The sequence below is a fragment of the Pseudomonas sp. Z5-35 genome, assembly GCF_051131945.1.
Classification (GTDB): domain Bacteria; phylum Pseudomonadota; class Gammaproteobacteria; order Pseudomonadales; family Pseudomonadaceae; genus Aquipseudomonas; species Aquipseudomonas marvdashtae.
Genome location: NZ_CP071640.1, coordinates 1014243 through 1040934 on the forward strand (window position 1 = coordinate 1014243; position 26692 = coordinate 1040934).

The following is a 26692-nucleotide window of genomic DNA, read 5'->3' on the forward strand; positions in this document are numbered from 1 at the left end:
CTGATGCGGCCATAATCGTGAATACGCCTGAACGAGACCCTGCCATGAGTGAAGAGATCCTGATCAACATCACGCCGATGGAATCGCGCGTGGCGGTGGTTGAAAACGGCGTCCTGCAAGAAGTCCATGTCGAGCGCACGCAGAAGCGTGGCATTGTCGGCAACATCTACAAGGGCAAGGTGGTGCGGGTGTTGCCGGGCATGCAGGCGGCGTTCGTCGACATCGGCCTGGACCGCGCAGCGTTCATCCATGCGTCGGAAATCTCCATGCGCGAAGGCCCGGCGGTGGAGAGCATCAGCGCCCTGGTCCATGAAGGCCAGAGCCTGGTGGTGCAGGTCACCAAGGACCCTATCGGCTCCAAGGGCGCGCGGCTGACCACGCAGTTGTCCATTCCGTCGCGTTACCTGGTGTACATGCCACGCACGGCGCATGTTGGCATTTCCCTGAAGATCGAAGACGAAGGCGAGCGCGAGCGCCTGAAGAAGGTCGTCAGCGACTGCGTGGAAAAAGAAAGGATCAAGGAGGCCGGTGGCTTCATCCTGCGCACCGCCGCCGAGGGCGCCGGCGCCGACGAGATCCTGATGGATATCCGCTACTTGCGAAGGCTTTGGGACCAGATCGCCGTGCAGATCAAGACCATCGCCACGCCCAGCGTGATCTACGAAGACCTTGGCCTGGCGCTACGGACCCTGCGGGACCTGGTCAGCCCCAAGATCGAGAAGATCCGCATCGATTCCCGGGAAACCTTTCAGAAGACCACGCAATTTGTCGCCGAGCTGATGCCTGAAATCGCCGACCGCCTCGAGCACTACCCGGGCGAACGACCGATTTTCGACCTGTACGGCGTAGAAGATGAAATCCAGCGCGCCCTTGAACGCAAGGTGCCGCTCAAGTCTGGCGGTTACCTGGTGGTCGACCCGGCCGAGGCGATGAGTACCATCGACGTCAATACCGGGGCGTTTGTCGGCCATCGCAACCTCGAAGAAACCATCTTCAAGACCAATCTTGAAGCGGCCACGGCCATCGCCCGGCAACTGCGCCTGCGCAACCTGGGCGGAATCATCATCATCGATTTCATCGACATGGAAGATGAAGAGCATCAGCGCCAAGTGCTGCGTACCCTGGAAAAGCAACTCGAGCGCGATCACGCCAAGACCAACATCATCGGCATCACTGAGCTGGGCCTGGTGCAGATGACCCGCAAGCGCACCCGCGAAAGCCTTGAGCAGGTCCTCTGCGAGCCCTGCAGCAGCTGCCAGGGGCGAGGCAAGCTGAAGACTCCGGAAACCGTGTGTTACGAAATCTTCCGGGAAATTCTCCGCGAGGCACGCGCCTACCAGGCGACGGGCTATAGAGTGTTGGCTAACCAGAAAGTGGTGGACCGCCTGCTCGATGAAGAGTCCGGCAACGTCGCGGAGTTGGAAGCCTTTATCGGCCGCACGATTCGCTTCCAGGTGGAAACCATGTATTCCCAGGAACAATACGATGTGGTGTTGCTCTGAAGTCGCATGGATGGCAAGGCCGCGCAACTGAATGCCTTTGCCAGGGGAGACTGCTGACATGGAGCGTCTGACACGCCTTTTGGCGACGCTGACACGCTGGGGCCTGGGCCTGTGCGCGCTGCTGCTGGTAGTGCTGGCGTTATACGTCAGCCTCGGCCGGGAGTTGGTCCCGCTGGTGGCCGAATACCGCAGTGAAGTCGAGACTCGGGCCAGCGAAGCGTTGGGCATACCCGTGCAGGTCGGTAGCCTCGAAGGCACTTGGAGCGCCCTGGCGCCGATACTGGCCGCGCGCGACGTGGTGGTCGGCGAGGGCCCGAATGCCTTGCACCTCGATCAGGTCCGGGCCGTGCCAAACCTCTGGGACAGCCTGCTGACGCGCCAGGTGCGCATCGCTCATCTGGAAGTCAGCGGCCTGAAGATCAACCTCAAGGAAGGCGCCGACGGCACATGGGCGCTGGAAGGCCTGCCGGTGCGGGACGACCAGCCATTCGATCCACAGCAGTTGCTGGATCGGATGCAGATGGTTTCGAAGCTGTCGGTGCTCGACAGCCAGGTCACTTTGCAGCCGGTGGATCATCCTCCGTTGAGCCTGACCTACGTCGGCCTGAGCTTGCGCACCGGCGGCGCCCGCCAGCGCCTGGACGCGCGCCTGACCTTGCCGGACGGCCAGCCCGTGGCGATCAACCTGCGTACCCGCATTCGTGCCAGCGACTGGAAGAATGGCGAGGTGGATGCCTACTTGAGCCTGCCGCAAAGCGACTGGTCCAAATGGCTGCCGAAGGGCCTGACCCGGCAATGGAATTTTTCCCAGATCAAGGCCGGCGGCGAGTTCTGGCTCAGTTGGGGCCAGGGCACGGTGCAAAGCGCGGCCATGCGCTTGAATGCGCCGCAGCTCCAGGGCGCCTATGCCGACCGCAAGCCGGTGCAGATCCACAACCTGGCCCTCAACGCCTATTTGCAGCGCAGCAGCCAGGGATTCACCGCGACCTTCGACACGCTGGCAATGAACCTGGGCGAGACCCGTTGGGAATCGCGTCTCCTTCTGCAACACAATGACGCCACCGACAAGACCGAGGAGCGCTGGCATTTGCAGGCCGATCGTCTCGACCTGACACCGCTCACGCCACTGCTCCATGCCCTGGCGCCATTGCCCGAAGGCCTTGCCACGACAATTGACCGGCTCAAGGTAACCGGTGGTCTGCGCAACGTCCTGGTGGACTTTCGACCACAAAACACTGGCGACCAGAAAATCAGCTTTGCGACCAACCTGGACACCGTCGGCTTTGACGCCTATCGCGGTGCCCCAGCAGTGCGCAACGTGTCGGGCAGCCTCAGCGGCGACCTCGGCGGTGGCGAGCTGCGCATGGACAGCAAGGATTTCTCCCTGCACCTGGACCCGATCTTTGCCAAGCCCTGGCAGTATCTGCAGGCCAACGCCCGGCTGGCCTGGAAACTCGACAAGCAGACCTTCACCCTGGTCGCGCCGTATTTGAAGGTGCTGGGCGAGGAAGGCCGAATTGCTGGCGACTTCCTGATCCGCCTGCATCTGGACCAAAGTCAGGAAGACTACATGGACCTGCGGGTCGGCCTGGTGGACGGTGATGGGCGCTACACCGCCAAGTACCTCCCGGCCGTCCTCAGCCCGGCGCTGGACGAATGGTTGCGCACGGCCATCGTCAAGGGCGCGGTGGACGAGGGTTTTTTCCAGTACCAAGGCTCGCTGAATAAAAGTGCCGGGGACGCGGACCGCAGCATCAGCCTGTTTTTCAAGGTGCATGACGCCGAGCTGGCGTTCCAGCCGGGCTGGCCTTCGGTCAGCAAGGTCAGCGGTGACGTGTTCGTCGAAGACAGCGGCGTACGCATCTTCGCCAGCGAAGGGCAACTGCTGAACACCCAGGTCAAAGACATCACGGTGAACATCCCTCACGTACCCAGCGGGCAGAGTTCTCATCTGCTGTTGGACGGCGGTTTCGCCGGCGGGTTGGGCGACGGACTGAAGATCCTCCAGACCGCGCCGATCGGCACGGCCGAGACGTTCGCTGGCTGGGAAGGCGAGGGCGACCTGCAAGGCAACGTGAAGCTCGATATCCCGCTGGTCAAAGGCGAGGAGCCGAAGATCCTGGTGGACTTCTCCACCGACAAGGCCCGGCTCAAGCTCAGCGAACCAGCGCTGGAATTGACCCAGCTCAAAGGCGATTTCCGCTTCGACAGCGGCAAGGGGTTGAGTGGCAAGAACATCGCGGCCCGGGTGTTCGACCGCCCCGTGACCGCGCAGATTTTCGCCGAGGGCCGTGCCGGTGCGCTCAATACCCGGGTCGCCGCGTCCGGGCAGGTAGAAATCAAGAAACTCACCCATTGGCTGAATGTCACCCAGCCGTTGCCGGTATCCGGTGTCGTGCCCTACCAATTGCAAGTGATCCTGAACAGTGCCGACAGCCAGTTGTCGGTCAGTTCCAGCCTCAAGGGCGTAGCCGTAGACCTGCCGGCACCTTTCGGCATGGCTGCGGATGTTGGTCGCGACACGGTGTTTCGCATGACCTTGCAAGGGCCGGAGCGGCGGTATTGGGTCAATTACGGCGACTTGGCCGGTTTTACTTACGCAGCGCCGAGTGGGAACTTCGCTGAAGGTCGCGGCGAATTGTTGCTGGGCGTGGGCGATGCGGTCCTGCCTGGCGCCAAGGGTCTGCGATTGCGCGGCACGCTGTCGGAACTGGACGTGAGTCCTTGGCAGGAACTGGTTGGCAAATACGCCGGTCAGGATCCGGGCGGTAGCGCCCGGCAAGTGCTCAGCAGCGCCGACCTGAAAGTGGGCAAGCTTACTGCCATGGGCACGACGCTGGACCAGGCGTCGGTGCAACTGGACCGCAAGCCGGACGCTTGGGGCATGCGGCTTGACAGCCAGCAGGCCAAGGGCAGCGTCAGTTTGCCGGATGCCAAAGCTGCTCCCATCGCCATCAAGCTCGATTACGTCCGGCTACCTGCCGCCGACCCGACGGTCCAGGCCGACGAAAATGCCCCGGATCCACTGGCCTCGGTCGACCCCAGCAAGATACCGGCCATGGATATTGCCATCGACCAGTTGTTCCAAGGCCCCGATCTCATCGGTGCGTGGTCGCTGAAGGTACGCCCGACCGGCAAGGGCATTGCGCTGAACGATCTGGACATGGGGCTAAAGGGCATGGTCTTGAACGGCAATGGCGCCTGGGAAGGCCTGCCCGGCTCAACCAACAGTTGGTACAAGGGCCGTATCAAGGGCAAGAATCTGGCTGACGTGCTCAAAGGCTGGGGCTTCGCGCCGAGCGTGACCAGCCAGGAATTTCATCTGGATGCCGACGGCCGCTGGCCCGGTTCGCCCGCCTGGGTGGCCACCAAGCGTTTTTCCGGTAGCCTGGATGCGTCCCTCAACAAAGGGCAGTTCGTCGAAGTCGAGGGCAGTGCCCAGGCGCTGCGGGTATTTGGGCTATTGAATTTCAACTCCATTGGCCGGCGTTTGCGCCTGGATTTCTCCGACCTGTTCGGCAAGGGGCTGAGTTACGACCGGGTCAAGGGGCTGCTGGTGGCGAGTAACGGCGTTTATGTGACCCGCGAGCCCATCACCCTGACGGGGCCGTCGAGCAACCTGGAACTCAACGGAACGCTGGACATGGTGGCCGACCGGGTCGATGCCAAATTGTTGGTGACCTTGCCTGTGACCAACAACTTGCCGATCGCCGCGCTGATCGTCGGCGCACCGGCAGTGGGTGGGGCGTTGTTTTTGATCGATAAACTGATCGGTGACCGCGTGGCGCGTTTTGCCAGCGTAAGATACGACGTCAAGGGGCCGTGGAAAGAGCCGAAGATCACCTTCGACAAACCGTTCTGATCGATGCCCTACCACACCGGACAAACGAAATAGCGGGAGGAGTCATGCCAGTCGCCGTGATTCAAATGGTCAGCCAAAGTGATGTACTCGCTAACCTGGCCCGTGCCCGCGTGTTGCTGGAACAGGCTGCCGCCGGTGGCGCAAGGCTGGCGGTGCTGCCTGAAAACTTCGCCGCGATGGGGCGGCGGGACGTTGCCGACATCGCCCGGGCCGAAGCCTTTGGTCAGGGACCGATCCTGCCCTGGTTGAAACAGGTCGCCCGCGACCTCAGGTTATGGATTGTGGCCGGGACGTTGCCGTTGCCGCCGGTAGACCAGCCTGAGGCCAAGGCCCATGCGTGCTCTTTGTTGGTGGATGATCAAGGCCAGGTCGTGGCGCGCTATGACAAGCTGCACCTGTTTGATGTGGACGTGGCGGACAATCGCGGGCGCTACCGCGAATCCGATGACTATGCTTACGGCGGCAACGTGGTGGTCGCCGATACACCGGTGGGCCGGGTTGGCTTGACGGTTTGCTACGACTTGCGTTTCCCGGAACTCTACAGCGAGTTGCGGGCGGCCGGGGCCGAATTGATCACCGCGCCTTCGGCGTTTACCGCGGTGACCGGCGCCGCCCATTGGGACGTGCTGATTCGCGCCCGAGCCATAGAGACCCAGTGCTACATGCTGGCGGCCACCCAAGGCGGAACGCATCCGGGGCCACGGGAAACCTTTGGCCATGCCGCGATTGTCGACCCGTGGGGCCGCGTGCTGGCACAACAGGATCAGGGTGAGGCCGTGCTGTTGGCCGAGCGCGACAGCAATGAACAAGCGTCCATCCGGGCGCGCATGCCGGTGGCGAGCCATCGGCGCTTTTTCTCGCAGGGCGCCCGGCGGCGGCCTGTCCAAGACGACGAATTCAAGGCGTAGAACTTATGAGCGGGTTGTTGTCCTCAGTCAGTGAACATCTTTTAGCCCCCGGTGGCGTGACCCTGGAAAGCCTGCAAGACGTGCTGGGCGACCTGGCCGGCCCGGGCATCGATGCGGCTGACTTGTATTTCCAGGGTCAGATTTCCGAGTCCTGGTCGCTGGAAGATGGCATCGTCAAGGAAGGCAGTTTCAACCTCGACCAAGGCGTGGGCGTGCGTGCGCAGTCCGGCGAAAAAACCGGGTTTGCCTACAGCAACGCCATCACCCTCGAAGCCCTCGGCGCTGCGGCCCGTGCCGCCCGCTCGATCTCCCGCGCCGGGCAGAACGGCACGGTCCAGGCGTTCAGCAGCCAGGACGTGGCCCAACTGTATGCGCCGGATAATCCGCTGGAAGTCATGAGCCGCGCCGAAAAAGTCGAACTGCTCAAGCGCATCGACGTCGCCACTCGCGCGCTCGACCCGCGTATCCAGCAGGTATCGGTGAGCATGGCCGGGGTCTGGGAACGGATTCTGGTAGCGTCTACAGATGGCGGCCTGGCCGCCGACGTACGACCGTTGGTGCGTTTCAACGTCAGCGTGATCGTCGAGCAGAACGGCCGCCGTGAGCGCGGCGGCCACGGCGGCGGCGGACGTACCGACTACCGTTATTTCCTCAGCGAAGACCGCGCCATGGGCTACGCCCGCGAAGCGCTGCGCCAGGCCCTGGTCAACCTGGAGGCCATCCCGGCCCCGGCTGGCACCTTGCCGGTGGTGCTCGGGTCGGGCTGGTCAGGCGTGCTGTTGCACGAAGCCGTCGGCCACGGCCTGGAAGGCGATTTCAACCGCAAGGGCAGCTCGGCCTACAGCGGACGCATGGGTGAAATGGTCGCCTCGAAACTCTGCACCATCGTCGACGATGGCACCCTCGCCGGACGTCGTGGCTCTTTGAGCGTCGACGACGAAGGGACGCCGACCGAGTGCACCACGTTGATCGAAAACGGCGTTCTCAAAGGCTACATGCAAGACAAGCTCAACGCTCGCCTGATGGGCGTGGCCCGCACCGGCAACGGTCGCCGCGAATCCTACGCACACCTGCCAATGCCGCGCATGACCAATACTTACATGTTGGGCGGCCAGAGCGATCCGGCCGAAATCATCGCGTCGGTGAAGAAGGGCATTTATTGCGCCAATCTCGGCGGTGGCCAAGTGGACATCACCAGTGGCAAGTTCGTGTTTTCCACGAGCGAGGCCTACCTGATCGAAGACGGCAAGATTACCGCACCGGTCAAGGGCGCGACCCTGATCGGCAATGGGCCGGAGGCGATGAGCAAGGTGTCGATGGTCGGCAACGACCTGGCGCTGGACAGCGGTGTGGGGACGTGTGGCAAGGATGGGCAATCGGTGCCGGTGGGCGTCGGCCAGCCGACCCTGAAGATCGATGCGATTACCGTGGGTGGCACGGGCGCATGAGAATATCCAGGGGCTTGTGTGAGTCATTGTGGCGAGGGAGCTTGCTCCCGCTCGGTTGCGTAGCAACCGCATTGGGGCTACTGCGTAGCCCAGCGGGAGCAAGCTCCCTCGCCACGATAACTGCCGCCCCTGGCAGGGGAGGCAAGCTGTCTGCGATCAGCGCAGGCCGCGTTGAGTCTCGTCCAGCTCACGGATGTATTTGAAGATTTTGCGGCTCGAGGCCGGCGGCTTGTTCTGCGCCAGTTCGTGCTGGGCCTGACGGATCAGGGAGCGCAATTGTTGGCGGTCAGCCTCCGGATAGTCGATGACGAATTTTTCCAATACGCCGTCATCGCCCGCGATCAAGCGATCACGCCAGCGTTCCAGGCCGTGGAAGCGTTCGTTGTACTGCCGGGTGGAGGCATCGAGTTGATCGAGCAGAACCAGGATGGCGTCAGTGTCCTGATCGCGCATCAGTTTGCCGATGAATTGCAGGTGCCGTTTACGCGCGATATTCGCGGTGTGCTTGGGCGCATCGGCCAGGGCCCGGCGCAAGGCGTCGGTCAGTGGCAGTTTGGCCAGCAAGTCAGGCTTGAGTGTTGTCAGGCGCTCGCCGAGGTCAACCAGAGCATGCAGCTCGCGTTTGACCTGGGATTTGCTTTTTTCACCCTCGGAGAGGGAGTCGTCGTAAGAATCAACCATGGTGGCAGTCCGCAAAGAAACGCCGCCATGATAACCAGTCGGGGGCCGCTTGTCCGGCCCGGTCGCTCGATGGCGACCACCGAAAATAGAATTTGAGTGGAGAACCCCATGAGTGCAGTCCAGAGCGTCGGCCCGCAAGCATTGCCGGCACTGCAAGAACAAGTCGAGCAGATCATCGCCGAGGCCAAGCGACAGGGCGCGAGCGCGTGCGAAGTGGCGGTATCCCTGGAGCAGGGGCTGTCGACGTCGGTGCGCCAGCGCGAGGTGGAAACCGTTGAGTTCAATCGCGACCAGGGTTTCGGCATTACCCTGTATGTGGGGCAGCGCAAAGGTTCGGCCAGCACCTCGGCGAGCGGTCCGGAGGCCATTCGCGAAACCGTCGCCGCTGCGCTGGCAATCGCCAAGCACACCTCTGAAGACGAAGCCTCGGGCCTGGCCGATGCCGCGCTGATGTGCAAGGAACTGAAGGATTTCGACCTGTTTCATGCCTGGGACATCACGCCGGAGCAGGCCATTGAACAGGCGCTGCGTTGCGAAGCGGCGGCATTCGATGCCGACAGCCGGATCAAGAATGCCGATGGCACGACGCTCAATACCCACCAGGGCTGCCGGGTCTACGGCAACAGCCACGGTTTCATCGGCGGTTATGCATCGACCCGCCATAGCCTCAGTTGCGTGATGATCGCTGAGGCCGACGGCCAGATGCAGCGTGACTACTGGTATGACGTGAGCCGCCAGGGCACCTTGCTGGCGGACCCGGTGAGCATCGGTCAGAAAGCCGCGCAACGTGCAGCCAGTCGCCTGGGCGCGCGGCCCGTGCCGACTTGTGAAGTGCCAGTGCTGTTCTCTGCCGAACTGGCCGGTGGGCTGTTCGGCAGCTTCCTGTCGGCGGTGTCCGGCGGCAATCTGTACCGTAAATCGTCGTTCCTCGAAGGCTCGCTGGGCCAGAAGCTGTTCCCGGAATGGATGACCATCGACGAACGCCCGCACCTGATGCAAGCCATGGGAAGCTCGGCGTTCGACGGTGACGGCCTGGCCACCTACGCCAAGCCGTTCGTGGAAAACGGCGAGCTGGTCTCCTATATCCTCGGCACCTACTCGGGTCGCAAGCTCGGCATGCCGAGTACCGCCAATGCCGGAGGCGTGCACAACCTGTTCGTGACTCACGGCGAAGAAGACCAGGCGGCCTTGCTGCGACGCATGGGTCGCGGCCTGCTGGTGACTGAACTGATGGGCCATGGCCTGAACATGGTCACCGGCGATTACTCCCGTGGCGCAGCGGGATTCTGGGTCGAGAATGGCGAGATCCAGTTCCCGGTCCAGGAAGTGACCATCGCAGGCAATATGCGCGACATGTTCAAGCAGATCGTTGCCGTGGGGAATGACCTGGAGTTGCGTAGCAACATTCGCACTGGGTCGGTCCTGATCGAGCGGATGATGGTGGCGGGTAGCTAACGCTCATCGCAACAAAAGAGGCGCGTCATCCATTGGGGGACGCGCTTTTTTTGTGCCCGAATATCCTGTGGCGAGGGAGCTTGCTCCCGCTGGGCCGCGCAGCGACCCCAAAATCTTGCGGTCGCTGCGCAACCGAGCGGGAGCAAGCTCCCTCGCCACGATGAATTTGTATCGTGTTGCGGTTGTGTTGCTTCTTATTATCATCTAATAATGAATCTCATTCGCCGAGTGAGCCCCGGTCATGAGTTCTGCCTTGCACGAACAACCCTATCTTGAAAGCTGGCGCTGGATGAGTCGCCAGATCCGTTGCGCAATGAGCCCGGACGAGCCGCGGCTGATCGATCATTACTTGGCCGAAGGGCGCTATCTGGCCTGCTGCACCGCCACTTCTCCGTGGATGATTTGCGAAACTGCCTTCCGGCTTTTGCTCGACACGGCCGCTGATGTCGCACTGCCCTGGCACTGGCGCAACCTTTGTCTCGATCAAGCCTGGCGTCCTTTGCGTGAACTGGAGCGGCAATCGCTCTGCCGCTGTCGCCTTGACCGCTGGCAAAGCCATGCCTGGGCGTTGGCGACTTGTGCGCTGGCACCGTCGATTTCCCTTATTGAACTGGAGCAAGGACTTCCCGATGAGTAATACCCGCATCGAACGTGACAGCATGGGCGAACTCCACGTCCCGCTGGACGCCCTTTACGGCGCACAGACCCAGCGCGCCGTGGATAATTTCCCCATCAGTGGCCAGCGCATGCCGACGCAATTCATTCGCGCCCTGATTCTGGCGAAAGCCGCCGCCGCCCGGGCTAACGTGGAGTTGGAGCAAATCAGTGCGGCCCAGGGCAAGGCCATCGTCGATGCCGCCCAAGGCCTGCTCGAAGGCGATTTCATGACGCATTTTCCGGTGGATATTTTCCAGACCGGGTCTGGCACCAGCTCCAACATGAACGCCAACGAAGTGATCGCGACCCTGGCCAGTCGCCTGCTGGGGGAGGCGGTCAATCCGAATGACCATGTGAACTGCGGCCAGAGCAGCAACGACATCATTCCCACCAGCATTCACGTCAGTGCCTCCCTGGTATTGCACGAGCAGTTGTTGCCGGCGTTGGAGCATCTGGTGCAGGTGATCGAGCGCAAGGGCCGGGAGGTCCATCCATTCATCAAGACCGGCCGCACCCACCTCATGGACGCGATGCCGGTGCGCATGAGCCAAGTGCTCGGCGGTTGGGCGCAGCAGCTCAAGGCCAATATCGGCCATCTGCGAGATTTGCAGCCGAGCCTGCAATCGCTGGCCCAAGGTGGTACGGCGGTCGGGACCGGGGTCAATGCCCACCCGCGTTTTGCCGAACTGTTCAGCCAGCAACTGACGCAACTGACCCAAGTGCAATTCACTCCAGGCGAGAACCTGTTTGCGTTGATCGGTTCCCAGGACACCGCCGTGGCGGTTTCCGGACAATTGAAGACCACGGCGGTGTCGTTGATGAAAATCGCCAATGACCTGCGCTGGATGAATTCCGGGCCGCTGGCAGGCTTGGGCGAAATCGAACTCGAGGGCTTGCAGCCGGGCTCCTCGATCATGCCCGGCAAGGTCAACCCGGTGATTCCCGAAGCCACCGCAATGGTCGCGGCCCAGGTGATGGGCAACGACACGGTGATTACCCTCGCCGGTCAATCAGGCAATTTCGAACTCAATGTGATGCTGCCGATCATTGCCCAGAATCTGCTGAGCAGTATGACCCTGATGTCCACTGCCAGCCGCTTGCTGGCGGACAAGGCCATCGCCACGTTCAAGGTCAACGAAGCCAGGCTCAAGGAGGCGCTGTCGCGCAATCCGATCCTGGTCACGGCACTGAACCCGATCATCGGTTACCAGAAGGCCGCTGAAATCGCCAAGCAGGCGTATCGGCAAGGTCGCCCGGTCATCGATGTCGCCCTGGAACACACCGACCTGACTCGCACCGAGCTGGAGGTCCTGCTTGACCCGGAGAAGCTCACCGCCGGCGGCGTGTAACCCCGACACTTGTGTGGAGGACTCATCATGGAACACTGGAAACGTACGATCGAACGGGCCAATCGCTGTTTCATGCAAGGCGAGCTGGTGGACGCCCGCGAAGCCTACTGCAGGCCCTGGCCTTGGCGCAGGTGTTGTTCGAGCGCTGGGCTGACGCTGATGAGGCCGTGGCGGCCTGCGTCGTGTCCCATCACAACCTGGCGGACTTGCACTTGCGCTTGAACCAGCCGGAGGAGAGCGCCGAGTACCTATGCGCCATCCACCAGCGCCTGCTGCAGACCCTGCAGGACGAGCGCATGGCGCCGGCGTTGCGTGAAGCCGCGATGCGCCAAAGCCACAAGACCTATGTCGAACTGCTGAATTTCATCAGCGAGCACGGCGAATACCCACGCACCCAGCGCCTGCTGCACTGCAATGCCGCCGCGCCTCGTCAGCGCAACGCCACTCTTCATTACGGAGTTCATTGAACATGGCTTTTACCTTGCCCGCTTTGCCTTACGCCTACGATGCCCTGGAACCGCACATCGATGCGCAAACCATGGAGATCCACTACACCAAGCACCACCAGACCTACATCAATAACCTCAACGCGGCGGTGGACGGCACCGAATTTGCCGATTGGCCCGTCGAAAAACTGGTGTCCAGCGTGGAGCAGTTGCCGCCCAGCCTGAAGGCCGCGGTGATCAACCAAGGCGGTGGCCATGCCAACCATTCGTTGTTCTGGGAAGTGATGACGCCCCGGGGCGGCGGCCTGCCCGAGGGCGCCCTGGCGGCGGCGATCGATGCGCAACTGGGCGGTATCGAGCTTTTCAAGGAGGCTTTCACCAAGGCTGCGCTGACCCGTTTCGGCAGCGGTTGGGCCTGGTTGAGCGTGACCCCGCAAAAGACCCTGGTGGTGGAAAGCAGTGGCAACCAGGACAGTCCGTTAATGAGCGGGAATACGCCCATCCTTGGCCTGGATGTCTGGGAGCATGCTTATTACCTGCTGTACCAGAACCGTCGTCCCGAATACATCAACGCCTTCTATAACGTGATCAATTGGCCGGAAGTCGCACGACGTTATGAGGCTGCGCTTGCTTGAGTCCTTCATGAAAACAATCCAAGGCTGACTATGGACACTGAAGCGCTGGCGATAGGCGGCGGGCGGATGTTCCGCTACGCCTTGGGATCGCTGTTGGTGTTGGCCGGAATGGCATTATTGACGGCCCAGGGATTGGCATGGCTGGACCTGGAGCCGAAACTGCTGCGGGCATTGCAGGGAGGCGGGCTTTGCGCACTGGGCACCGCGTTGGGCGCCGTGCCGGTGCTGGTGATCCGGCGCATGCCCCAAGCCGTGAGTGATTCGCTGCTGGGTTTCGGCGCCGGGGTGATGCTCGCTGCCACAGCGTTTTCGTTGATCGTGCCCGGCATTGCCGCGGCCGAGCACCTGGGGTTCACGCCTTGGGCAGCCAGCGGTTTCATCAGTTTCGGCATTCTGCTTGGGGCGTTCGGGTTGTATCTGGTGGACCGCAAGGTATCTGCCAGCCCCGAAAAGCTGTTAGTGACGCCGGGCCATTCGATCATTGCGCCGCGGATCTGGCTGTTTGTGTTCGCAATCATCGCCCACAACATTCCCGAAGGCATGGCCGTCGGTGTCTCGGCGGGCGGCGGCATGCCGGATGCCGACAGCCTGGCGATGGGCATCGCCTTGCAGGACGTGCCGGAAGGGCTGGTTATCGCGCTGGTACTGGCCGCCGCCGGGATGTCCCGTGCCAGGGCGTTTTTGATCGGCGCCGCGTCAGGGCTGGTCGAGCCGGTGTGCGCGCTGCTGTGCGCCTGGCTGGTGAGCCTGGCCGAGGCGCTGCTGCCCCTGGGATTGGCGTTGGCCGCCGGCGCGATGTTGCTGGTTGTAACCCATGAAGTCATCCCTGAATCGCGCCGTAATGGTCACGAGAAGCTGGCGAGCCTGGGGCTGCTGGTTGGGTTTTGTCTGATGATGGTGATGGACACGGCGTTGGCGTGAAGCTCCCCGTAAAGGTCGTCTTTGGACGAGGGGCGGCTATTCGCCTTCATCAAAGTAGTTATTGATGAGTTCCACCAGTGCATCCATCGCTTCCTGAGCCTGTTCACCTTCCGTGCTCAGGTGGATCTTGGTGCCTTTGCCCGCTGCAAGCATCATCATCGCCATGATGCTCTTGCCGTCGACCGTCGAATCAGGCGTACGCCCGACCCGGATCGTGGTATCAGGAAACTTGCCCGCCACACCCACGAATTTGGCCGAGGCACGGGCATGCAGGCCCAGCTTGTTGATGATTTCAATTTCCCGAGCAGGCATCGCGATGTGAATCCTTTAGCTGAGGTCGCGGTGGCGAACCTGGACGTTCTTCAGGGATTGTTGCAAGAGCTGACCCAGGCGCTCGGTCAGGTAGACGGAGCGGTGATGCCCACCCGTACAGCCGATCGCGATCGTGACGTAGGCGCGGTTGCTGGCGGCGAAACGGGGGAGCCATTTCAGCAGATAGCCAGAGATGTCCTGGTACATTTCCTCGACATCCGGCTGGGCCGCCAGGTAATCGATTACCGGCTGGTCGAGTCCGGACTGTTCGCGCAGTTCCGGCTTCCAGTAGGGATTGGGCAGGCACCGGACATCGAACACCAGGTCGGCATCCACCGGCATGCCACGCTTGAAGCCGAACGACTCCACGAGGAAAGCCGTGCCCGGCTCCGGCTGATTCAGCAGGCGCAACTTGATGGTGTCACGCAGCTGATACAGGTTCAGGTTGGTGGTGTTGACCTTCAGGTCCGCCAAGTCGGCGATGGGGCCGAGCAGCTGGCTTTCGTCATGGATGGCTTCGGCGAGGGAGCGGCTGGCGTTGCTCAGCGGATGGCGTCGACGGGTTTCAGAGAAGCGCTTGAGCAGCGTCTCCTCGTCGGCGTCCAGGTAAAGCACATCGCATTGGATATGCCGGCTGCGCACTTCTTCGAGCAATTCGGGGAATCGCGACAAATGGCTGGGCAGGTTGCGGGCATCGATGGACACAGCGACCAGTGGTTGCGCCAGCTCGGTGTGGATCAGCGCTCGCTCGGCCAATTCTGGAAGAAGGCCTGCTGGCAAATTGTCGATGCAATAGTAACCGCTGTCCTCAAGCACGTTGAGGGCGGTGCTTTTACCGGAGCCGGAGCGGCCGCTGACGATGATCATGCGCATGTTTAATGGCCGTTCTGCTCGTCCAGGACTACCTGATACAAGGCTTCGTTGCTCGGGGCGCTGCGCAGTTTTTCGCGTACTTCCTTGCGGTCCAGCATGCTGGCGATCTGGCGCAGCAGCTCCAGGTGCGCGTCGGTCGCCGCTTCCGGGACCAGCAATACGAACAGCAAGTCGACCGGGGCGCCGTCGATGGCGTCGAAATCGATAGGTGCTTCCAAGTGCAACAACGCGCTGATTGGCGCGGTGCAGCCTTTGAGGCGACAGTGAGGAATGGCGATGCCGTTGCCAAAACCGGTGGAGCCCAGTTTTTCACGGGCGACCAATGCCTCGAAGACGTCTTGCATTTCCAGATCCGGTACCTCGCGGTGGATCAGGTTGGCAATTTGTTCGAGGGCTTTCTTTTTACTGCCGCCCGGCGCGTTCACTTGGGAACGGCCGGGGGTCAGGATGGTTTCTAGTCGGATCATGGATTGGGGGGGTTAACGACCGGTTGCGCCCTGGAGGAGGCTCTGGGTCTTTTCCTTATGCTTTTTGAGTTGGCGATCCAGCTTGTCGGTCAGCAGGTCAATCGCGGCATACATGTCTGAATGCTCTGCGTTGGCAACCACTTCTCCGCCGGGAATATGCAGCGTGGCTTCGATTTTCTGCAGCAGTTTCTCGACGTTCATCGTGACTTGCACGTTGGTAATCTTGTCGAAATGCCTTTCCAATCGGTCGAGTTTCTCGCCGATGTAAGTGCGCAGGGGTTCGGTCACTTCCAGTTGGTGTCCACTGATGTTGACTTGCATACAGCTTCTCCTTCGTTGCCAGTGCATAAAGCGGCAGGTAGAAATACCTGCCACTGGAACGCTGTGGCGTGGCCTGTTACATCAACCGCTTGCGTTCGCTCGAAGGCGCGATCCCGAGGGACTCACGGTATTTGGCGACGGTACGGCGGGCCACCTGAATGCCTTGTGCCTCCAGTAAACCAGCGATCTTGCTGTCACTCAACGGCTTTTTCTGATTTTCCGCCGCGACCAGTTTTTTGATGATCGCGCGGATAGCCGTGGACGAGCATTCGCCGCCTTCGGAGGTGCTGACGTGGCTGGAGAAAAAGTATTTCAATTCATAGATGCCCCGTGGGGTATGCATGAATTTCTGGGTAGTCACCCGGGAAATAGTCGACTCATGCATGCCCACCGCCTCGGCGATGTCGTGCAGGACCAACGGTTTCATCGCTTCGTCGCCGTACTCCAGGAAGCCGCGCTGATGCTCGACGATCTGGGTAGCAACTTTCATCAGGGTTTCGTTGCGGCTTTGCAGGCTCTTGATGAACCAGCGCGCTTCCTGCAACTGGTTGCGCATGAAGGTGTTGTCGGCGCTGGTGTCGGCGCGCTTCACGAAACCGGCGTATTGGGCGTTGACTCGCAGCTTGGGCACCGATTCCTGGTTCAGTTCCACCAGCCAGCGGTCGTTGTGCTTGCGCACGATCACGTCAGGTACCACGTATTCGGGTTCGGTGGATTCGATCTGCGAGCCGGGGCGCGGATTGAGGCTTTGTACCAGCTCGATGACCTGGCGCAGCTCATCTTCCTTGAGCTTCATGCGACGCATCAGTTGGCTATAGTCGCGGCCGCCCAGCAGGTCGATGAAATCCGTCACCAACCGTTTGGCTTCGGCCAGCCACGGCGTCTTGGCGGGCAGCTGGCGCAGTTGCAGCAACAGGCATTCACCCAGGTTGCGAGCACCGATGCCGGCGGGTTCGAACTGCTGGATGCGATGGAGGACGGCTTCGATCTCGTCCAGCTCGATGTCGAGCTCAGGGTCGAAGGCTTCCAGGATCTCTTCGAGGGTCTCGTCCAGGTAGCCCTGGTTGTTGATGCAATCGATCAGCGTTACGGCGATGAGGCGATCGGTATCGGACATCGGCGCCAGGTTCAGTTGCCACAGCAGATGACTTTGCAAGCTCTCCCCGGCGGAGGTGCGGGTGGTGAAATCCCACTCGTCGTCATCGCCGCTCGGCAGGCTGCTGGCGCTGGTCTGGTATACGTCGTCCCAGGCCGTGTCCACGGGCAGCTCGTTGGGAATACGCTCGTTCCACTCGCCGTCCTCGAGGTTGTCCACCGTCGGGGCGGCTTCCTGGTAGGACGGTTCCGGGATTTCGGCGGGAGTTTTCTGCTCTACGTTATCGGCCAGCGGATCGGTATTGTCGAAGTCTTCGCCTTCTTCCTGGCGTTCGAGCATCGGATTGGACTCCAGCGCCTCCTGGATTTCCTGTTGCAGGTCCAGGGTCGACAATTGGAGCAGGCGGATGGCCTGTTGCAGCTGCGGTGTCATCGTCAGCTGCTGGCCCATTCTCAAGACTAGCGATGGTTTCATGGCAGGGGCTTAACACCTTATTCGCCGGCGCACATGCGCCATCCACTACAGGGCGCCGGAGCGCCAAACTTAAGCAAATTATATGCCTGAAACTGAAGTGTTTGCCTAGGGGGGACTCTCAATTAATTGAACGCGTCCCCGCAACGTCGGCATTGAAGCGCCGGCATCGCTCGGGCATTCGCCAGGCACATTGTGCTTAAAGGCGGAATTCATGGCCCAGATACACTTCCTTGACCAGTTCGTTGGCCAGGATGGTGGCGGAGTCGCCTTCGGCAATCAACTGGCCGTCATTGACGATATAGGCGGTTTCGCAGATATCCAAGGTCTCGCGCACGTTGTGGTCGGTGATCAATACGCCGATGCCCTTGGCCTTGAGGTGGTGGATGATCTGCTTGATGTCGCCCACGGAGATCGGGTCCACGCCAGCGAACGGTTCGTCGAGCAGGATGAATTTCGGCGCGGTGGCCAGGGCGCGGGCGATTTCCACACGGCGGCGCTCGCCACCGGACAGGCTCATGCCCAGGTTGTCGCGAATGTGACTGATGTGGAACTCTTGCAGCAGGCTTTCCAATTCCTGGCGACGGCCGGCCTTGTCGAGCTCCTTGCGGGTCTCGAGGATCGCCATGATGTTGTCGGCCACTGACAGCTTGCGAAAGATCGACGCTTCCTGAGGCAGGTAGCCGATACCGGCTTTTGCCCGGCCATGCATCGGCTGGTGGCTGACGTCCAAGTCATCGATCAGGACGCGGCCCTGGTCGGCCTGGACCAGGCCTACGATCATGTAGAAGCAGGTCGTCTTGCCCGCGCCGTTGGGGCCGAGCAGGCCGACGATCTGGCCGCTATCGATGGACAGGCTGACATCGCGAACGACCTGGCGACTCTTGTAGCTCTTGGCCAAGTGCTGGGCTTTCAGAGTTGCCATTACTGGGCCTTCTGCTCGTCGGTTTTCTTTTTCGGCTGGATCACCATGTCGATACGCGGGCGCGATTCGGTGACCTTGCTGCCAGTGGCGCGACCGGCGCTGGCCAGTTTCTTGTTGGTGTCATAGACGATTTTCTCGCCTTGAGTCACGTTGTTGTCCTTGTCGACAACCTTGGCGCGGTCGATCAGCACGACGCGGTCCTGGGACGCGTGATACTGGATGGTGACGCCATAGCCCTGGACCGGCTTGGTGTCGCCCGCGGTCTGCATCTGCTCAAAGTAGGCCAGGTTGCCCACCGAGGTCACCACGTCGATGTCGCCGGACTGGGTGCGGGTGATGGTCACGGTGTTGCCGGTCACCTTCATCGAGCCCTGGGTGATGATCACGTCACCTTTATAGGTGGCGACACCGTTCTTGTCGTCCAGTTGCGCGTCGTCGGCCTGGATGCGGATAGGCTGGTCGCGGTCGTTGGGGAGGGCCCAGGCGCTCGCGCTTCCCAGTGCTGCGCCCAGACTGAGCAAAATAGGGAGGGTTTTAGCGAGCTTCATACTGTCCTCTTACTTTCGATAGCAGGTGTATCCTGCTTTCCTTCAAATACGCCTTCATTCCTACGCCAGTCGACACGCCGCCGGCGCCGTCGATTCTAACGGGTTGCTCGGTCTGCGCATATTCTCGCTGCGGAAAGACCGTCATGCGGCTGCTGGTAATGATGGTCGTACGGTTCTTTTCATCGGTCCGGGCGATGCGTACCGAGTCGATCAGCTCGACTTCGGTGCCACCGGGATTGACCTCGGCGCGCTCGCTCTGGACGTGCCACGGAAATTCAGTGCCCCGGAACATGTTCAGGTCCGGTTTGGTGACCAGGGTGATATCGCTGGCCTTTACGTGATCGACCTTGTCGGAGGTCATTTCGTACTGCAGCTTGCCGTCGGGCAGGTATTGCAGCGTATGCGTATTGGTTGCGTACCAGTCGATGTTTTCCTCGACCTTGGCCGCCGGCTGGTCAAGGAAGCGTTCCGGGCTGATGTTCCAGTAGCCGACCGCCGCGAAAATCGCTGCGATACAGCCGAACACCAGGATGGTGCGAATCTTCTTGCTTAGCATAAATGGCTCACAGGTATGCGGCGTGGGCCGCTTCGAGGTGGCCCTGGGCACGCAGGATCAGTTCACAGAATTCACGGGCCGCGCCTTCGCCGCCCCTCGCCGTGGTAACCCCATGGGCGTGCTCGCGTACGAAGGCGGCCGCGTTGGCCACGGCCATGCCCAGGCCGACCCGGCGGATCACCGGCAGGTCCGGCAGGTCGTCACCGAGGTAGGCGACCTGTTCATAGCTTAGGTTGAGTTGGCCCAGGAGTTCGTCCAGTACCACCAGTTTGTCTTCACGGCCCTGATAAAGATGCGCGATACCGAGGTTCTTCGCCCGCCGCTCGACCACCGGGGTCTTGCGACCACTGATGATAGCGGTCTGCACGCCAGTCGCCATCAGCATCTTGATGCCTTGGCCGTCGAGCGTATTGAAAGTCTTGAATTCGCTGCCGTCTTCAAGGAAGTACAGGCGGCCATCGGTGAGCACACCGTCAACGTCGAACACGGCGAGCTTGATATTCTTGCCCCGTAGCAGCAGGTCGGTCGTCATTACATTACTCCAGCACGCAGCAGGTCGGACAGATTGAAGGCGCCAACCGGGCGGTCCTCGTCGTCCACCACCACCAGTGCGTTGATCCTGTGGTCTTCCATGATTTTCAGGGCTTCGGCGGCGAGCATGTCGGCGCGAGCGGTCTTGCCGTGAGGGGTCATGACTTCGTCGATGGTCGCATTGCGGATATCGATAGCGCGATCGAGGGTGCGGCGCAGATCGCCGTCCGTGAAAACCCCGGCGAGCTTGCCGTCGGCTTCGAGGATCACCGTCATCCCCAGCCCCTTGCGGGTCATCTCCATGAGCGCGTCCTTGAGCAGCGTGCCGCGTTGTACTTGCGGCAATGCCTCGCCGGCGTGCATCACGTTTTCGACTTTCAGCAACAGGCGACGGCCCAAAGCACCACCGGGGTGGGAAAAAGCGAAGTCCTCGGCGGTGAAGCCCCTGGCTTCCAGCAGTGCCACGGCCAGGGCATCGCCCATGACCAGGGCTGCGGTGGTGGACGAAGTCGGGGCCAGGTTCAGCGGGCAGGCTTCGTGCTCGACATGAACGTTGAGGTTCACTTCGGCGGCCTTGGCCAGGGGAGAGTCCGGATTGCCGGTGATGCTGATCATCTGGATGCCCAGGCGTTTGATCAATGGCAGCAGCGTGAGGATTTCATTGGTCGAGCCGGAGTTGGACAGGGCCAGGATGACATCGTCCCGGGTGATCATGCCCATGTCGCCGTGACTGGCTTCGGCCGGGTGGACGAAAAATGCCGTGGTGCCGGTGCTGGCCAGGGTGGCAGCGATCTTGTTGCCGATGTGCCCGGACTTGCCCATGCCGACCACGACCACGCGCCCCTTGCTGGCCAGAATCATCTCGCAGGCGCGTACGAAATCAGCGTCGATATGAGGCAGCAAGCCTTGCACGGCTTCGAGCTCGAGGCGGATGGTACGTTGTGCCGATTGAATCAGGTCGCTGGATTGGCTCATGTCAGAATCGTATAGCCCGATGAAAAGGCGGCGATTATAGCGACAATGAACGAATCCCTCACGTTAGTTCGTCATGCTTTATTCGAACGGTTGTAAGGTCGGACATAAATTGTGGCGTTTTATCGCTGGTCTGGCTTAACGGGCATGGGGTTGGCCTTGGGCGCCCGGCGGTTGCAGTGATATAGTTCGCCGCCGGTTCGTGTGCCCGGTTGTACCGGCGTTTGTCGGCTGGCCGGGGCATTCGAATATGAGGCTGCATCGCAAGGAGTTTAGATGAGTGCCGACAACGCCTACGCGGTCGAGCTGAAGGGACTGTCCTTCAAGCGAGGGACGCGCAGTATTTTCAATGACATCGATATTCGTATCCCGCGCGGCAAGGTGACCGGCATCATGGGCCCTTCCGGCTGCGGAAAGACCACGCTGCTGCGGCTGATGGGCGCACAACTGCGCCCCAGCACCGGCGAAGTCTGGGTCAACGGCCAGAATCTTCCGCAGCTATCGCGCAGCGACCTGTTCGATGCGCGCAAGCATATGGGCGTGCTGTTCCAGAGCGGTGCCCTGTTCACTGACCTTGATGTATTCGAGAACGTGGCGTTTCCCCTGCGGGTCCATACGCAGCTGCCGGAAGAGATGATTCGCGACATCGTCCTGCTCAAATTGCAGGCGGTCGGGCTGCGGGGTGCCCTGGAGCTGATGCCGGACGAGCTGTCTGGCGGCATGAAGCGGCGGGTGGCCTTGGCCCGGGCGATCGCCCTCGACCCGAAAATCCTGATGTACGACGAGCCCTTCGTTGGGCAGGACCCCATTGCCATGGGCGTGCTCGTGCGCCTGATCCGCCTGCTCAACGATGCGTTGGGCATCACCAGCATCGTGGTCTCCCATGACCTGGCCGAAACCGCGAGCATCGCCGACTACATCTATGTTGTAGGCGATGGTCAGGTGCTGGGGCAGGGCACGCCCCAGGAGTTGCTGGATTCGGACAACCCGCGCATTCGCCAATTCATGAAAGGTGATCCGGACGGCCCGGTGGCGTTCCATTTTCCGGCCACGGATTACCGTACCGATCTGCTGGGGAAGCGCTGATGCGCAAGAAGTCATTAATAGAAAGAGTCCGCCTGTTTGGTCGCTCGGGCATCGACGTGGTGGCAGTCCTGGGGCGTTCATCGTTGTTCCTGATGCATGCCTTGCTCGGTCGTAATTCGACCGGCGGCGGTTTTGGCCTGCTGGTCAAGCAATTGCATTCGGTGGGGGTGATGTCCCTGGTGATCATCGTCGTCTCCGGGATCTTCATCGGCATGGTGCTGGCACTCCAGGGCTTCAGCATTTTGTCCAGCTACGGGTCGGAGCAGGCGGTTGGGCAGATGGTTGCGCTGACATTGCTGCGTGAACTCGGGCCGGTGGTGACGGCACTGCTGTTCGCCGGGCGTGCCGGTTCGGCGCTGACGGCCGAAATCGGTAACATGAAGTCCACCGAGCAGTTGTCCAGCCTGGAAATGATTGGTGTCGACCCGCTCAAATATATTATTGCCCCGCGCCTGTGGGCCGGCTTCATTTCCCTGCCGGTGCTGGCGATGATCTTCAGTGTCGTGGGGATCTGGGGCGGCTCATGGGTTGCCGTCGATTGGCTGGGGGTCTATGAAGGCTCCTATTGGGCCAACATGCAGAACAGCGTCGATTTTCTCGACGATGTGCTCAACGGTGTGATCAAGAGTGCCGTATTCGCTTTCGTGGTGACCTGGATTGCCGTGTTTCAAGGTTATGACTGTGAGCCCACGTCAGAGGGGATCAGCCGTGCCACAACCAAGACCGTGGTCTACGCCTCGTTGGCCGTCCTGGGCCTTGACTTTATTCTGACCGCCTTGATGTTTGGAGATTTCTGATGCAAAACCGCACCCTGGAAATCGGTGTCGGCCTTTTCTTGCTGGCTGGCATCCTGGCTTTGCTGCTGCTGGCCCTGCGGGTCAGTGGACTGGCGCCGACCGCGAGCACCGATACTTATAAACTTTATGCTTATTTTGACAATATCGCCGGTTTGACGGTCAGAGCCAAGGTGACCATGGCCGGTGTGACCATCGGCAAGGTCACGGCAATCGATCTGGACCGCGACAGTTTCACTGGCCGGGTAACGCTGCAGTTGGAAAAACGCGTGGATAACCTGCCGACCGACTCCACTGCATCTATCCTCACGGCTGGGCTGCTGGGTGAGAAATACATCGGTATCAGCGTGGGCGGGGAAGACTCCCTGCTCAAGGACGGCGGGACCATCCACGATACGCAGTCGTCGCTGGTGCTTGAGGACCTGATCGGTAAATTCCTGCTCAATACCGTTAGCAAAGACGCCAAATGAGGAGCTTTTGAATGATCTCTATCCTGCGACGCAGCCTGCTGGTCCTGCTGGCGGCGCTGCCGCTGATGGGCAACGCCTTGGCGGCGCCTTCGGCGCACGACATCATCAAGACGACGACTGACCAGCTGTTGGCGGATCTTTCAGCCAACAAGGAAAAGTACAAGCAGGACCCGGGCGCGTTCTATGAATCCTTGAACCGTATCGTTGGGCCGGTGGTGGATGCCGACGGTATTTCCAAGAGCATCATGACCGTCAAGTATTCGCGCAAGGCTACGCCCGCGCAGATGACCCGCTTCCAGGAAAACTTCAAGCGCAGCCTGTTCCAGTTCTATGGCAACGCCTTGCTCGAGTACAACAACCAAGGCATCACGGTCGACCCGGCCAAGGATGAGTCTGGCGAGCGCACCAGCGTCGGCATGACGGTCAAGGGCAACAACGGTGCCGTCTACCCGGTGTCCTACACGCTCGAGAAGATCAATGGCGAGTGGAAGGTACGCAATGTGATCATCAATGGCATCAACATCGGCAAGCTGTTCCGCGATCAGTTCGCCGATGCGATGCAGCGCAATGGCAATGACCTGGACAAGACCATCAATGGTTGGGCCGGTGAGGTCGCCAAGGCAAAAGAAGTTGCCGAAGATGCCCAAGAGAAGCAGCAATGAACGAGTCGGTGAGTGAGTCGGCCGTGCGCCTGGGCGAGTCCGGCGAGCTGCTGCTCAGCGGCGTGCTGGATTACCGCACCGGCCCGGGCTTGCGCAAGCAGGGCCAGGCGCTGATCAAGTCCGCCACGACCGCCGAGCTGGTGATCGATTGCTCAGGCGTGCAGAAGTCCAGCAGCGTCGGCCTGTCGCTGCTGCTGTGCTTCATGCGGGACGCCAAGGAAGCCGGCAAGACGTGGAGCATCCGCGCAATGCCCGAAGACATGCGCGAAATAGCCCAGGTCAGCGAATTGACCGAGCTGTTGGCGCACCACTGAACCCACATCTTTGGAGGCCCCCCGTCAGAGTCCTGCTTCGCGGGGTTCGCAGGCGCGGGGCTTTTTTGTATGATGTGCGACCCGTGCGCACAGGGCGCCGATTGAGGTTGAGCATGCAGGCTGTAGAAGTGAAGAGCTTCCTAGAAGGAAAGCTGCCTGGTACGAACGTGGAAGTTGAAGGCGAAGGCTGCAACTTCCAGTTGAACGTGATCAGCGATGAACTGGCGGCGTTGAGCCCAGTGAAGCGTCAGCAGAGCATCTATGCCCATTTGAACCCATGGATCGCCGATGGCAGCATCCACGCGGTCACGATGAAATTTTTCAGTCGCGCGGCCTGGGCCGAGCGCACCTGAGCCCAAGGGCCTCGAGATTCTTATGGATAAATTGATTATTACCGGCGGCGTTCGTCTTGATGGCGAAATCCGTATTTCCGGGGCAAAGAACTCCGCCCTGCCGATCCTGGCCGCGACGCTGCTGTGCGATGGCCCGGTGACCGTGGCCAACCTGCCGCACCTGCACGACATCACCACCATGATCGAGCTGTTCGGTCGCATGGGCATCGAGCCGGTGATCGACGAGAAGCTCAGCGTCGAAATCGACCCGCGCACCATCAAGACCCTGATCGCCCCGTACGAACTGGTGAAGACCATGCGTGCGTCGATCCTGGTGCTGGGCCCGATGGTTGCTCGTTTCGGTGAAGCCGAAGTCGCGCTGCCTGGCGGTTGCGCCATCGGTTCGCGTCCGGTGGACCTGCACATCCGTGGCCTGGAAGCCATGGGCGCGATCATCGACGTCGAGGGCGGCTACATCAAGGCCAAGGCCCCTGAAGGCGGCCTGCGCGGGGCGAGCTTCTTCTTCGATACCGTCAGCGTGACCGGTACCGAGAACATCATGATGGCCGCTGCCCTTGCCAAGGGCCGCAGCGTGCTGCAAAACGCCGCCCGCGAGCCTGAAGTCGTCGACCTGGCGAACTTCCTGATCGCCATGGGCGCCAAGATCACCGGCGCCGGCACCGACACCATCACCATCGATGGCGTCGAGCGCCTGCATTCGGCCACTTATAAAGTGATGCCAGACCGTATCGAAACCGGCACCTACCTGGTAGCCGCCGCCGTCACCGGTGGCCGCGTCAAGGTCAAGGACACTGATCCAACCATCCTCGAAGCCGTCCTCGAAAAACTCAAGGAAGCCGGCGCCGAAGTCACCTGTGGTGAAGACTGGATCGAAGTGAACATGCACGGCAAGCGGCCGAAAGCCGTCAACGTGCGGACCGCGCCTTACCCGGCGTTCCCGACCGACATGCAGGCGCAGTTCATCTCCCTCAACGCCATTGCCGAAGGCACCGGTGCGGTGATCGAGACGATCTTCGAAAACCGTTTCATGCACGTCTACGAGCTGCACCGCATGGGCGCCAAGATCCAGGTCGAAGGCAACACCGCCATCGTTACCGGGACCGAGAAGCTCAAGGGCGCGCCTGTGATGGCCACCGACCTGCGGGCCTCGGCCAGCCTGGTAATCTCGGCCTTGGTAGCCGAAGGCGATACGCTCATCGATCGCATCTACCACATCGACCGTGGCTACGAGTGCATCGAAGAGAAACTGCAGATGCTCGGCGCCAAGATCCGTCGCGTACCGGGCTAGTCCCGGCTGAACGGGCACAGGGAGGTGCCCTCTGATTTCGTTTCACGTCGAGGGTGGTTCCACCCTCGATGTGTGTCTGGCGCCGTTTGCGACCAGGCATGAGTACTTGATAAGGACTGACGCTTCCCATGTTGACCATCGCACTGTCCAAGGGCCGTATCCTCGACGACACCCTGCCGCTTCTGGCTGAAGCGGGCATCGTGCCGACCGAGAATCCGGACAAGAGCCGCAAGTTGATCATCCCCACGACCCAGGCCGATGTGCGCTTGCTGATCGTGCGCGCCACCGATGTGCCAACCTACGTTGAACATGGCGCCGCTGATCTCGGGGTGGCCGGTAAAGACGTGTTGATGGAATACGGTGGTCAGGGCTTGTACGAGCCGTTGGACCTGCAGATCGCCCGCTGCAAGCTGATGACCGCCGGTAAAGTCGGCGCACCTGAGCCCAAGGGACGCCTGCGGGTGGCGACCAAGTTCGTCAACATTGCCAAGCGTTACTACGCCGAGCAGGGCCGTCAGGTCGATATCATCAAGTTGTACGGTTCGATGGAGCTGGCGCCGTTGATCGGCCTGGCGGACAAGATCATCGACGTCGTCGACACCGGCAATACGTTGCGGGCCAATGGCCTGGAGCCCCAGGATTTCATCGCGGACGTCACCTCCCGGCTGATCGTCAACAAGGCTTCGATGAAAATGCAGCACGCCCGTATCCAGGCGTTGATCGATACCCTGCGCAAGGCAGTGGAATCGCGACACCGCGGCTGATTCACCTGCGCGACCTTAGCGTCGC

Annotated in this window: 28 protein-coding genes and 1 pseudogene; 18 read left to right on the forward strand and 11 right to left on the reverse strand. The window is 61.1% G+C overall.

Annotated elements, in window-relative coordinates:
* The first annotated feature begins 44 nt into the window (after positions 1-44).
* The 4 genes from rng to tldD are packed head-to-tail and all read left to right on the forward strand — an operon-like array spanning position 45 to position 7720.
* Positions 45-1502 (forward strand): ribonuclease G, encoded by a 1458-nt coding sequence (rng, locus tag J3P95_RS04785; protein WP_434578485.1) that lies wholly within the window; start codon positions 45-47, stop codon positions 1500-1502.
* Between the two features lie 58 nt (positions 1503-1560).
* Positions 1561-5364, forward strand: a complete 3804-nt coding sequence (locus J3P95_RS04790; RefSeq protein ID WP_434578483.1) for a YhdP family protein — start codon at positions 1561-1563, stop codon at positions 5362-5364.
* 44 nt (positions 5365-5408) lie between these two features.
* Positions 5409-6272, forward strand: a complete 864-nt coding sequence (locus J3P95_RS04795; protein ID WP_434578482.1) for a carbon-nitrogen hydrolase family protein — start codon at positions 5409-5411, stop codon at positions 6270-6272.
* Positions 6273-6277: 5 nt separating this feature from the next.
* Entirely contained in the window at positions 6278-7720 is a 1443-nt protein-coding gene (gene tldD / locus J3P95_RS04800; protein WP_434561127.1) for a metalloprotease TldD, read from the forward strand.
* A 156-nt stretch (positions 7721-7876) separates the two neighbouring features.
* Here tldD and yjgA read toward each other — a convergent pair whose 3' ends face one another.
* The gene (gene yjgA / locus J3P95_RS04805; RefSeq protein ID WP_434561129.1) at positions 7877-8401 is read right to left on the reverse strand and encodes a ribosome biogenesis factor YjgA; all 525 of its coding nucleotides are present in this window, start codon (positions 8399-8401) and stop codon (positions 7877-7879) included.
* Between the two features lie 108 nt (positions 8402-8509).
* Between yjgA and pmbA the strand changes: the two genes are divergently transcribed.
* The 6 genes and pseudogenes from pmbA (at position 8510) to J3P95_RS04835 (ending at position 13864) form a co-directional block, all read left to right on the forward strand.
* Positions 8510-9856, forward strand: a complete 1347-nt coding sequence (gene pmbA, locus J3P95_RS04810; RefSeq protein WP_434578479.1) for a metalloprotease PmbA — start codon at positions 8510-8512, stop codon at positions 9854-9856.
* Between the two features lie 241 nt (positions 9857-10097).
* Positions 10098-10493 (forward strand): FagA protein, encoded by a 396-nt coding sequence (locus J3P95_RS04815; RefSeq protein ID WP_434578478.1) that lies wholly within the window; start codon positions 10098-10100, stop codon positions 10491-10493.
* The gene (locus J3P95_RS04820) at positions 10486-11862 is read left to right on the forward strand and encodes a class II fumarate hydratase (RefSeq protein WP_434578476.1); all 1377 of its coding nucleotides are present in this window, start codon (positions 10486-10488) and stop codon (positions 11860-11862) included. Before J3P95_RS04815 ends, J3P95_RS04820 begins: the two co-directional genes overlap by 8 nt.
* Positions 11863-11889: 27 nt before the next feature.
* A pseudogene (locus J3P95_RS04825) lies at positions 11890-12329 on the forward strand (hypothetical protein).
* A gap of 2 nt (positions 12330-12331) precedes the next feature.
* Positions 12332-12943, forward strand: a complete 612-nt coding sequence (locus J3P95_RS04830) for a superoxide dismutase (RefSeq protein WP_434578474.1) — start codon at positions 12332-12334, stop codon at positions 12941-12943.
* A 30-nt stretch (positions 12944-12973) separates the two neighbouring features.
* A complete protein-coding gene (locus J3P95_RS04835; protein ID WP_434578472.1) occupies positions 12974-13864 on the forward strand; it encodes a ZIP family metal transporter in 891 nt (296 codons plus the stop codon).
* Between the two features lie 36 nt (positions 13865-13900).
* On the opposite strand, the gene J3P95_RS04840 is transcribed toward J3P95_RS04835, so the two are convergent.
* The 10 genes from J3P95_RS04840 to J3P95_RS04885 form a co-directional block, all read right to left on the reverse strand.
* Complete coding sequence (locus J3P95_RS04840) at positions 13901-14176, reverse strand: HPr family phosphocarrier protein (RefSeq protein ID WP_434561143.1); 276 nt, start codon at positions 14174-14176, stop codon at positions 13901-13903.
* Between the two features lie 15 nt (positions 14177-14191).
* On the reverse strand, positions 14192-15049 hold the full coding sequence (gene rapZ / locus J3P95_RS04845) for an RNase adapter RapZ (RefSeq protein ID WP_186638038.1): 858 nt from the start codon (positions 15047-15049) through the stop codon (positions 14192-14194).
* 2 nt (positions 15050-15051) lie between these two features.
* A complete protein-coding gene (gene ptsN, locus J3P95_RS04850) occupies positions 15052-15516 on the reverse strand; it encodes a PTS IIA-like nitrogen regulatory protein PtsN (protein WP_186613414.1) in 465 nt (154 codons plus the stop codon).
* Between the two features lie 12 nt (positions 15517-15528).
* The gene (hpf, locus tag J3P95_RS04855) at positions 15529-15837 is read right to left on the reverse strand and encodes a ribosome hibernation-promoting factor, HPF/YfiA family (protein ID WP_039592236.1); all 309 of its coding nucleotides are present in this window, start codon (positions 15835-15837) and stop codon (positions 15529-15531) included.
* Positions 15838-15913: 76 nt separating this feature from the next.
* A complete protein-coding gene (locus J3P95_RS04860; protein ID WP_434561145.1) occupies positions 15914-17407 on the reverse strand; it encodes an RNA polymerase factor sigma-54 in 1494 nt (497 codons plus the stop codon).
* Positions 17408-17603: 196 nt separating this feature from the next.
* Positions 17604-18329: an LPS export ABC transporter ATP-binding protein gene (gene lptB / locus J3P95_RS04865; protein ID WP_047228667.1), complete on the reverse strand. Its 726-nt coding sequence runs from the start codon at positions 18327-18329 to the stop codon at positions 17604-17606.
* On the reverse strand, positions 18329-18877 hold the full coding sequence (gene lptA / locus J3P95_RS04870) for a lipopolysaccharide transport periplasmic protein LptA (RefSeq protein WP_434561147.1): 549 nt from the start codon (positions 18875-18877) through the stop codon (positions 18329-18331). The genes lptB and lptA overlap by 1 nt, the downstream gene beginning before the upstream one ends.
* Positions 18864-19433, reverse strand: a complete 570-nt coding sequence (lptC, locus tag J3P95_RS04875) for an LPS export ABC transporter periplasmic protein LptC (protein ID WP_186613420.1) — start codon at positions 19431-19433, stop codon at positions 18864-18866. Before lptC ends, lptA begins: the two co-directional genes overlap by 14 nt.
* Positions 19434-19440: 7 nt before the next feature.
* Positions 19441-19965: a KdsC family phosphatase gene (locus J3P95_RS04880; RefSeq protein WP_434578468.1), complete on the reverse strand. Its 525-nt coding sequence runs from the start codon at positions 19963-19965 to the stop codon at positions 19441-19443.
* Positions 19965-20939, reverse strand: a complete 975-nt coding sequence (locus J3P95_RS04885) for a KpsF/GutQ family sugar-phosphate isomerase (RefSeq protein ID WP_434561149.1) — start codon at positions 20937-20939, stop codon at positions 19965-19967. The genes J3P95_RS04880 and J3P95_RS04885 overlap by 1 nt, the downstream gene beginning before the upstream one ends.
* 273 nt (positions 20940-21212) lie before the next feature.
* Here J3P95_RS04885 and J3P95_RS04890 point away from each other — a divergent pair, with 273 nt between their 5' ends.
* From J3P95_RS04890 to hisG, 8 genes are all read left to right on the forward strand, one after another.
* On the forward strand, positions 21213-22022 hold the full coding sequence (locus tag J3P95_RS04890) for an ATP-binding cassette domain-containing protein (protein ID WP_434578466.1): 810 nt from the start codon (positions 21213-21215) through the stop codon (positions 22020-22022).
* The gene (mlaE, locus tag J3P95_RS04895; RefSeq protein ID WP_434561153.1) at positions 22022-22819 is read left to right on the forward strand and encodes a lipid asymmetry maintenance ABC transporter permease subunit MlaE; all 798 of its coding nucleotides are present in this window, start codon (positions 22022-22024) and stop codon (positions 22817-22819) included. The genes J3P95_RS04890 and mlaE overlap by 1 nt, the downstream gene beginning before the upstream one ends.
* On the forward strand, positions 22819-23286 hold the full coding sequence (gene mlaD, locus J3P95_RS04900) for an outer membrane lipid asymmetry maintenance protein MlaD (RefSeq protein ID WP_186613429.1): 468 nt from the start codon (positions 22819-22821) through the stop codon (positions 23284-23286). The genes mlaE and mlaD overlap by 1 nt, the downstream gene beginning before the upstream one ends.
* A gap of 11 nt (positions 23287-23297) precedes the next feature.
* Positions 23298-23948 (forward strand): MlaC/ttg2D family ABC transporter substrate-binding protein, encoded by a 651-nt coding sequence (locus J3P95_RS04905; RefSeq protein ID WP_434578463.1) that lies wholly within the window; start codon positions 23298-23300, stop codon positions 23946-23948.
* Positions 23949-23956: 8 nt separating this feature from the next.
* Positions 23957-24262, forward strand: a complete 306-nt coding sequence (locus J3P95_RS04910; RefSeq protein ID WP_434563696.1) for an STAS domain-containing protein — start codon at positions 23957-23959, stop codon at positions 24260-24262.
* A gap of 113 nt (positions 24263-24375) precedes the next feature.
* Positions 24376-24615 carry a BolA family protein gene (locus tag J3P95_RS04915; protein WP_434561159.1) on the forward strand — a complete coding sequence of 80 codons (240 nt, stop codon included), beginning with the start codon at positions 24376-24378 and terminating at the stop codon, positions 24613-24615.
* A gap of 22 nt (positions 24616-24637) precedes the next feature.
* Positions 24638-25903 carry a UDP-N-acetylglucosamine 1-carboxyvinyltransferase gene (gene murA / locus J3P95_RS04920; RefSeq protein ID WP_434561161.1) on the forward strand — a complete coding sequence of 422 codons (1266 nt, stop codon included), beginning with the start codon at positions 24638-24640 and terminating at the stop codon, positions 25901-25903.
* 128 nt (positions 25904-26031) lie between these two features.
* Positions 26032-26667, forward strand: coding sequence for an ATP phosphoribosyltransferase (gene hisG / locus J3P95_RS04925; RefSeq protein WP_053178222.1), 636 nt, complete (start codon positions 26032-26034; stop codon positions 26665-26667).
* Positions 26668-26692 lie beyond the last annotated feature (25 nt).

What these genes read in the sequence shown, in the direction of transcription:
- yjgA (WP_434561129.1), bottom strand. Translation starts at nt 8,401, where the DNA reads ATGGTTGATTCTTACGACGACTCCCTCTCCGAGGGTGAAAAAAGCAAA.
- lptB (WP_047228667.1), bottom strand. Translation starts at nt 18,329, where the DNA reads ATGGCAACTCTGAAAGCCCAGCACTTGGCCAAGAGCTACAAGAGTCGC.
- hisG (WP_053178222.1), top strand. Translation starts at nt 26,032, where the DNA reads ATGTTGACCATCGCACTGTCCAAGGGCCGTATCCTCGACGACACCCTG.
- pmbA (WP_434578479.1), top strand. Translation starts at nt 8,510, where the DNA reads ATGAGTGCAGTCCAGAGCGTCGGCCCGCAAGCATTGCCGGCACTGCAA.
- J3P95_RS04815 (WP_434578478.1), top strand. Translation starts at nt 10,098, where the DNA reads ATGAGTTCTGCCTTGCACGAACAACCCTATCTTGAAAGCTGGCGCTGG.
- J3P95_RS04860 (WP_434561145.1), bottom strand. Translation starts at nt 17,407, where the DNA reads ATGAAACCATCGCTAGTCTTGAGAATGGGCCAGCAGCTGACGATGACA.
- J3P95_RS04915 (WP_434561159.1), top strand. Translation starts at nt 24,376, where the DNA reads ATGCAGGCTGTAGAAGTGAAGAGCTTCCTAGAAGGAAAGCTGCCTGGT.
- ptsN (WP_186613414.1), bottom strand. Translation starts at nt 15,516, where the DNA reads ATGATCCGACTAGAAACCATCCTGACCCCCGGCCGTTCCCAAGTGAAC.
- mlaE (WP_434561153.1), top strand. Translation starts at nt 22,022, where the DNA reads ATGCGCAAGAAGTCATTAATAGAAAGAGTCCGCCTGTTTGGTCGCTCG.
- J3P95_RS04820 (WP_434578476.1), top strand. Translation starts at nt 10,486, where the DNA reads ATGAGTAATACCCGCATCGAACGTGACAGCATGGGCGAACTCCACGTC.
- J3P95_RS04905 (WP_434578463.1), top strand. Translation starts at nt 23,298, where the DNA reads ATGATCTCTATCCTGCGACGCAGCCTGCTGGTCCTGCTGGCGGCGCTG.
- J3P95_RS04885 (WP_434561149.1), bottom strand. Translation starts at nt 20,939, where the DNA reads ATGAGCCAATCCAGCGACCTGATTCAATCGGCACAACGTACCATCCGC.
- mlaD (WP_186613429.1), top strand. Translation starts at nt 22,819, where the DNA reads ATGCAAAACCGCACCCTGGAAATCGGTGTCGGCCTTTTCTTGCTGGCT.
- J3P95_RS04795 (WP_434578482.1), top strand. Translation starts at nt 5,409, where the DNA reads ATGCCAGTCGCCGTGATTCAAATGGTCAGCCAAAGTGATGTACTCGCT.
- hpf (WP_039592236.1), bottom strand. Translation starts at nt 15,837, where the DNA reads ATGCAAGTCAACATCAGTGGACACCAACTGGAAGTGACCGAACCCCTG.
- lptA (WP_434561147.1), bottom strand. Translation starts at nt 18,877, where the DNA reads ATGAAGCTCGCTAAAACCCTCCCTATTTTGCTCAGTCTGGGCGCAGCA.
- J3P95_RS04835 (WP_434578472.1), top strand. Translation starts at nt 12,974, where the DNA reads ATGGACACTGAAGCGCTGGCGATAGGCGGCGGGCGGATGTTCCGCTAC.
- J3P95_RS04880 (WP_434578468.1), bottom strand. Translation starts at nt 19,965, where the DNA reads ATGACGACCGACCTGCTGCTACGGGGCAAGAATATCAAGCTCGCCGTG.
- J3P95_RS04790 (WP_434578483.1), top strand. Translation starts at nt 1,561, where the DNA reads ATGGAGCGTCTGACACGCCTTTTGGCGACGCTGACACGCTGGGGCCTG.
- rapZ (WP_186638038.1), bottom strand. Translation starts at nt 15,049, where the DNA reads ATGCGCATGATCATCGTCAGCGGCCGCTCCGGCTCCGGTAAAAGCACC.
- J3P95_RS04830 (WP_434578474.1), top strand. Translation starts at nt 12,332, where the DNA reads ATGGCTTTTACCTTGCCCGCTTTGCCTTACGCCTACGATGCCCTGGAA.
- J3P95_RS04840 (WP_434561143.1), bottom strand. Translation starts at nt 14,176, where the DNA reads ATGCCTGCTCGGGAAATTGAAATCATCAACAAGCTGGGCCTGCATGCC.
- tldD (WP_434561127.1), top strand. Translation starts at nt 6,278, where the DNA reads ATGAGCGGGTTGTTGTCCTCAGTCAGTGAACATCTTTTAGCCCCCGGT.
- lptC (WP_186613420.1), bottom strand. Translation starts at nt 19,433, where the DNA reads ATGCTAAGCAAGAAGATTCGCACCATCCTGGTGTTCGGCTGTATCGCA.
- murA (WP_434561161.1), top strand. Translation starts at nt 24,638, where the DNA reads ATGGATAAATTGATTATTACCGGCGGCGTTCGTCTTGATGGCGAAATC.
- rng (WP_434578485.1), top strand. Translation starts at nt 45, where the DNA reads ATGAGTGAAGAGATCCTGATCAACATCACGCCGATGGAATCGCGCGTG.
- J3P95_RS04890 (WP_434578466.1), top strand. Translation starts at nt 21,213, where the DNA reads ATGAGTGCCGACAACGCCTACGCGGTCGAGCTGAAGGGACTGTCCTTC.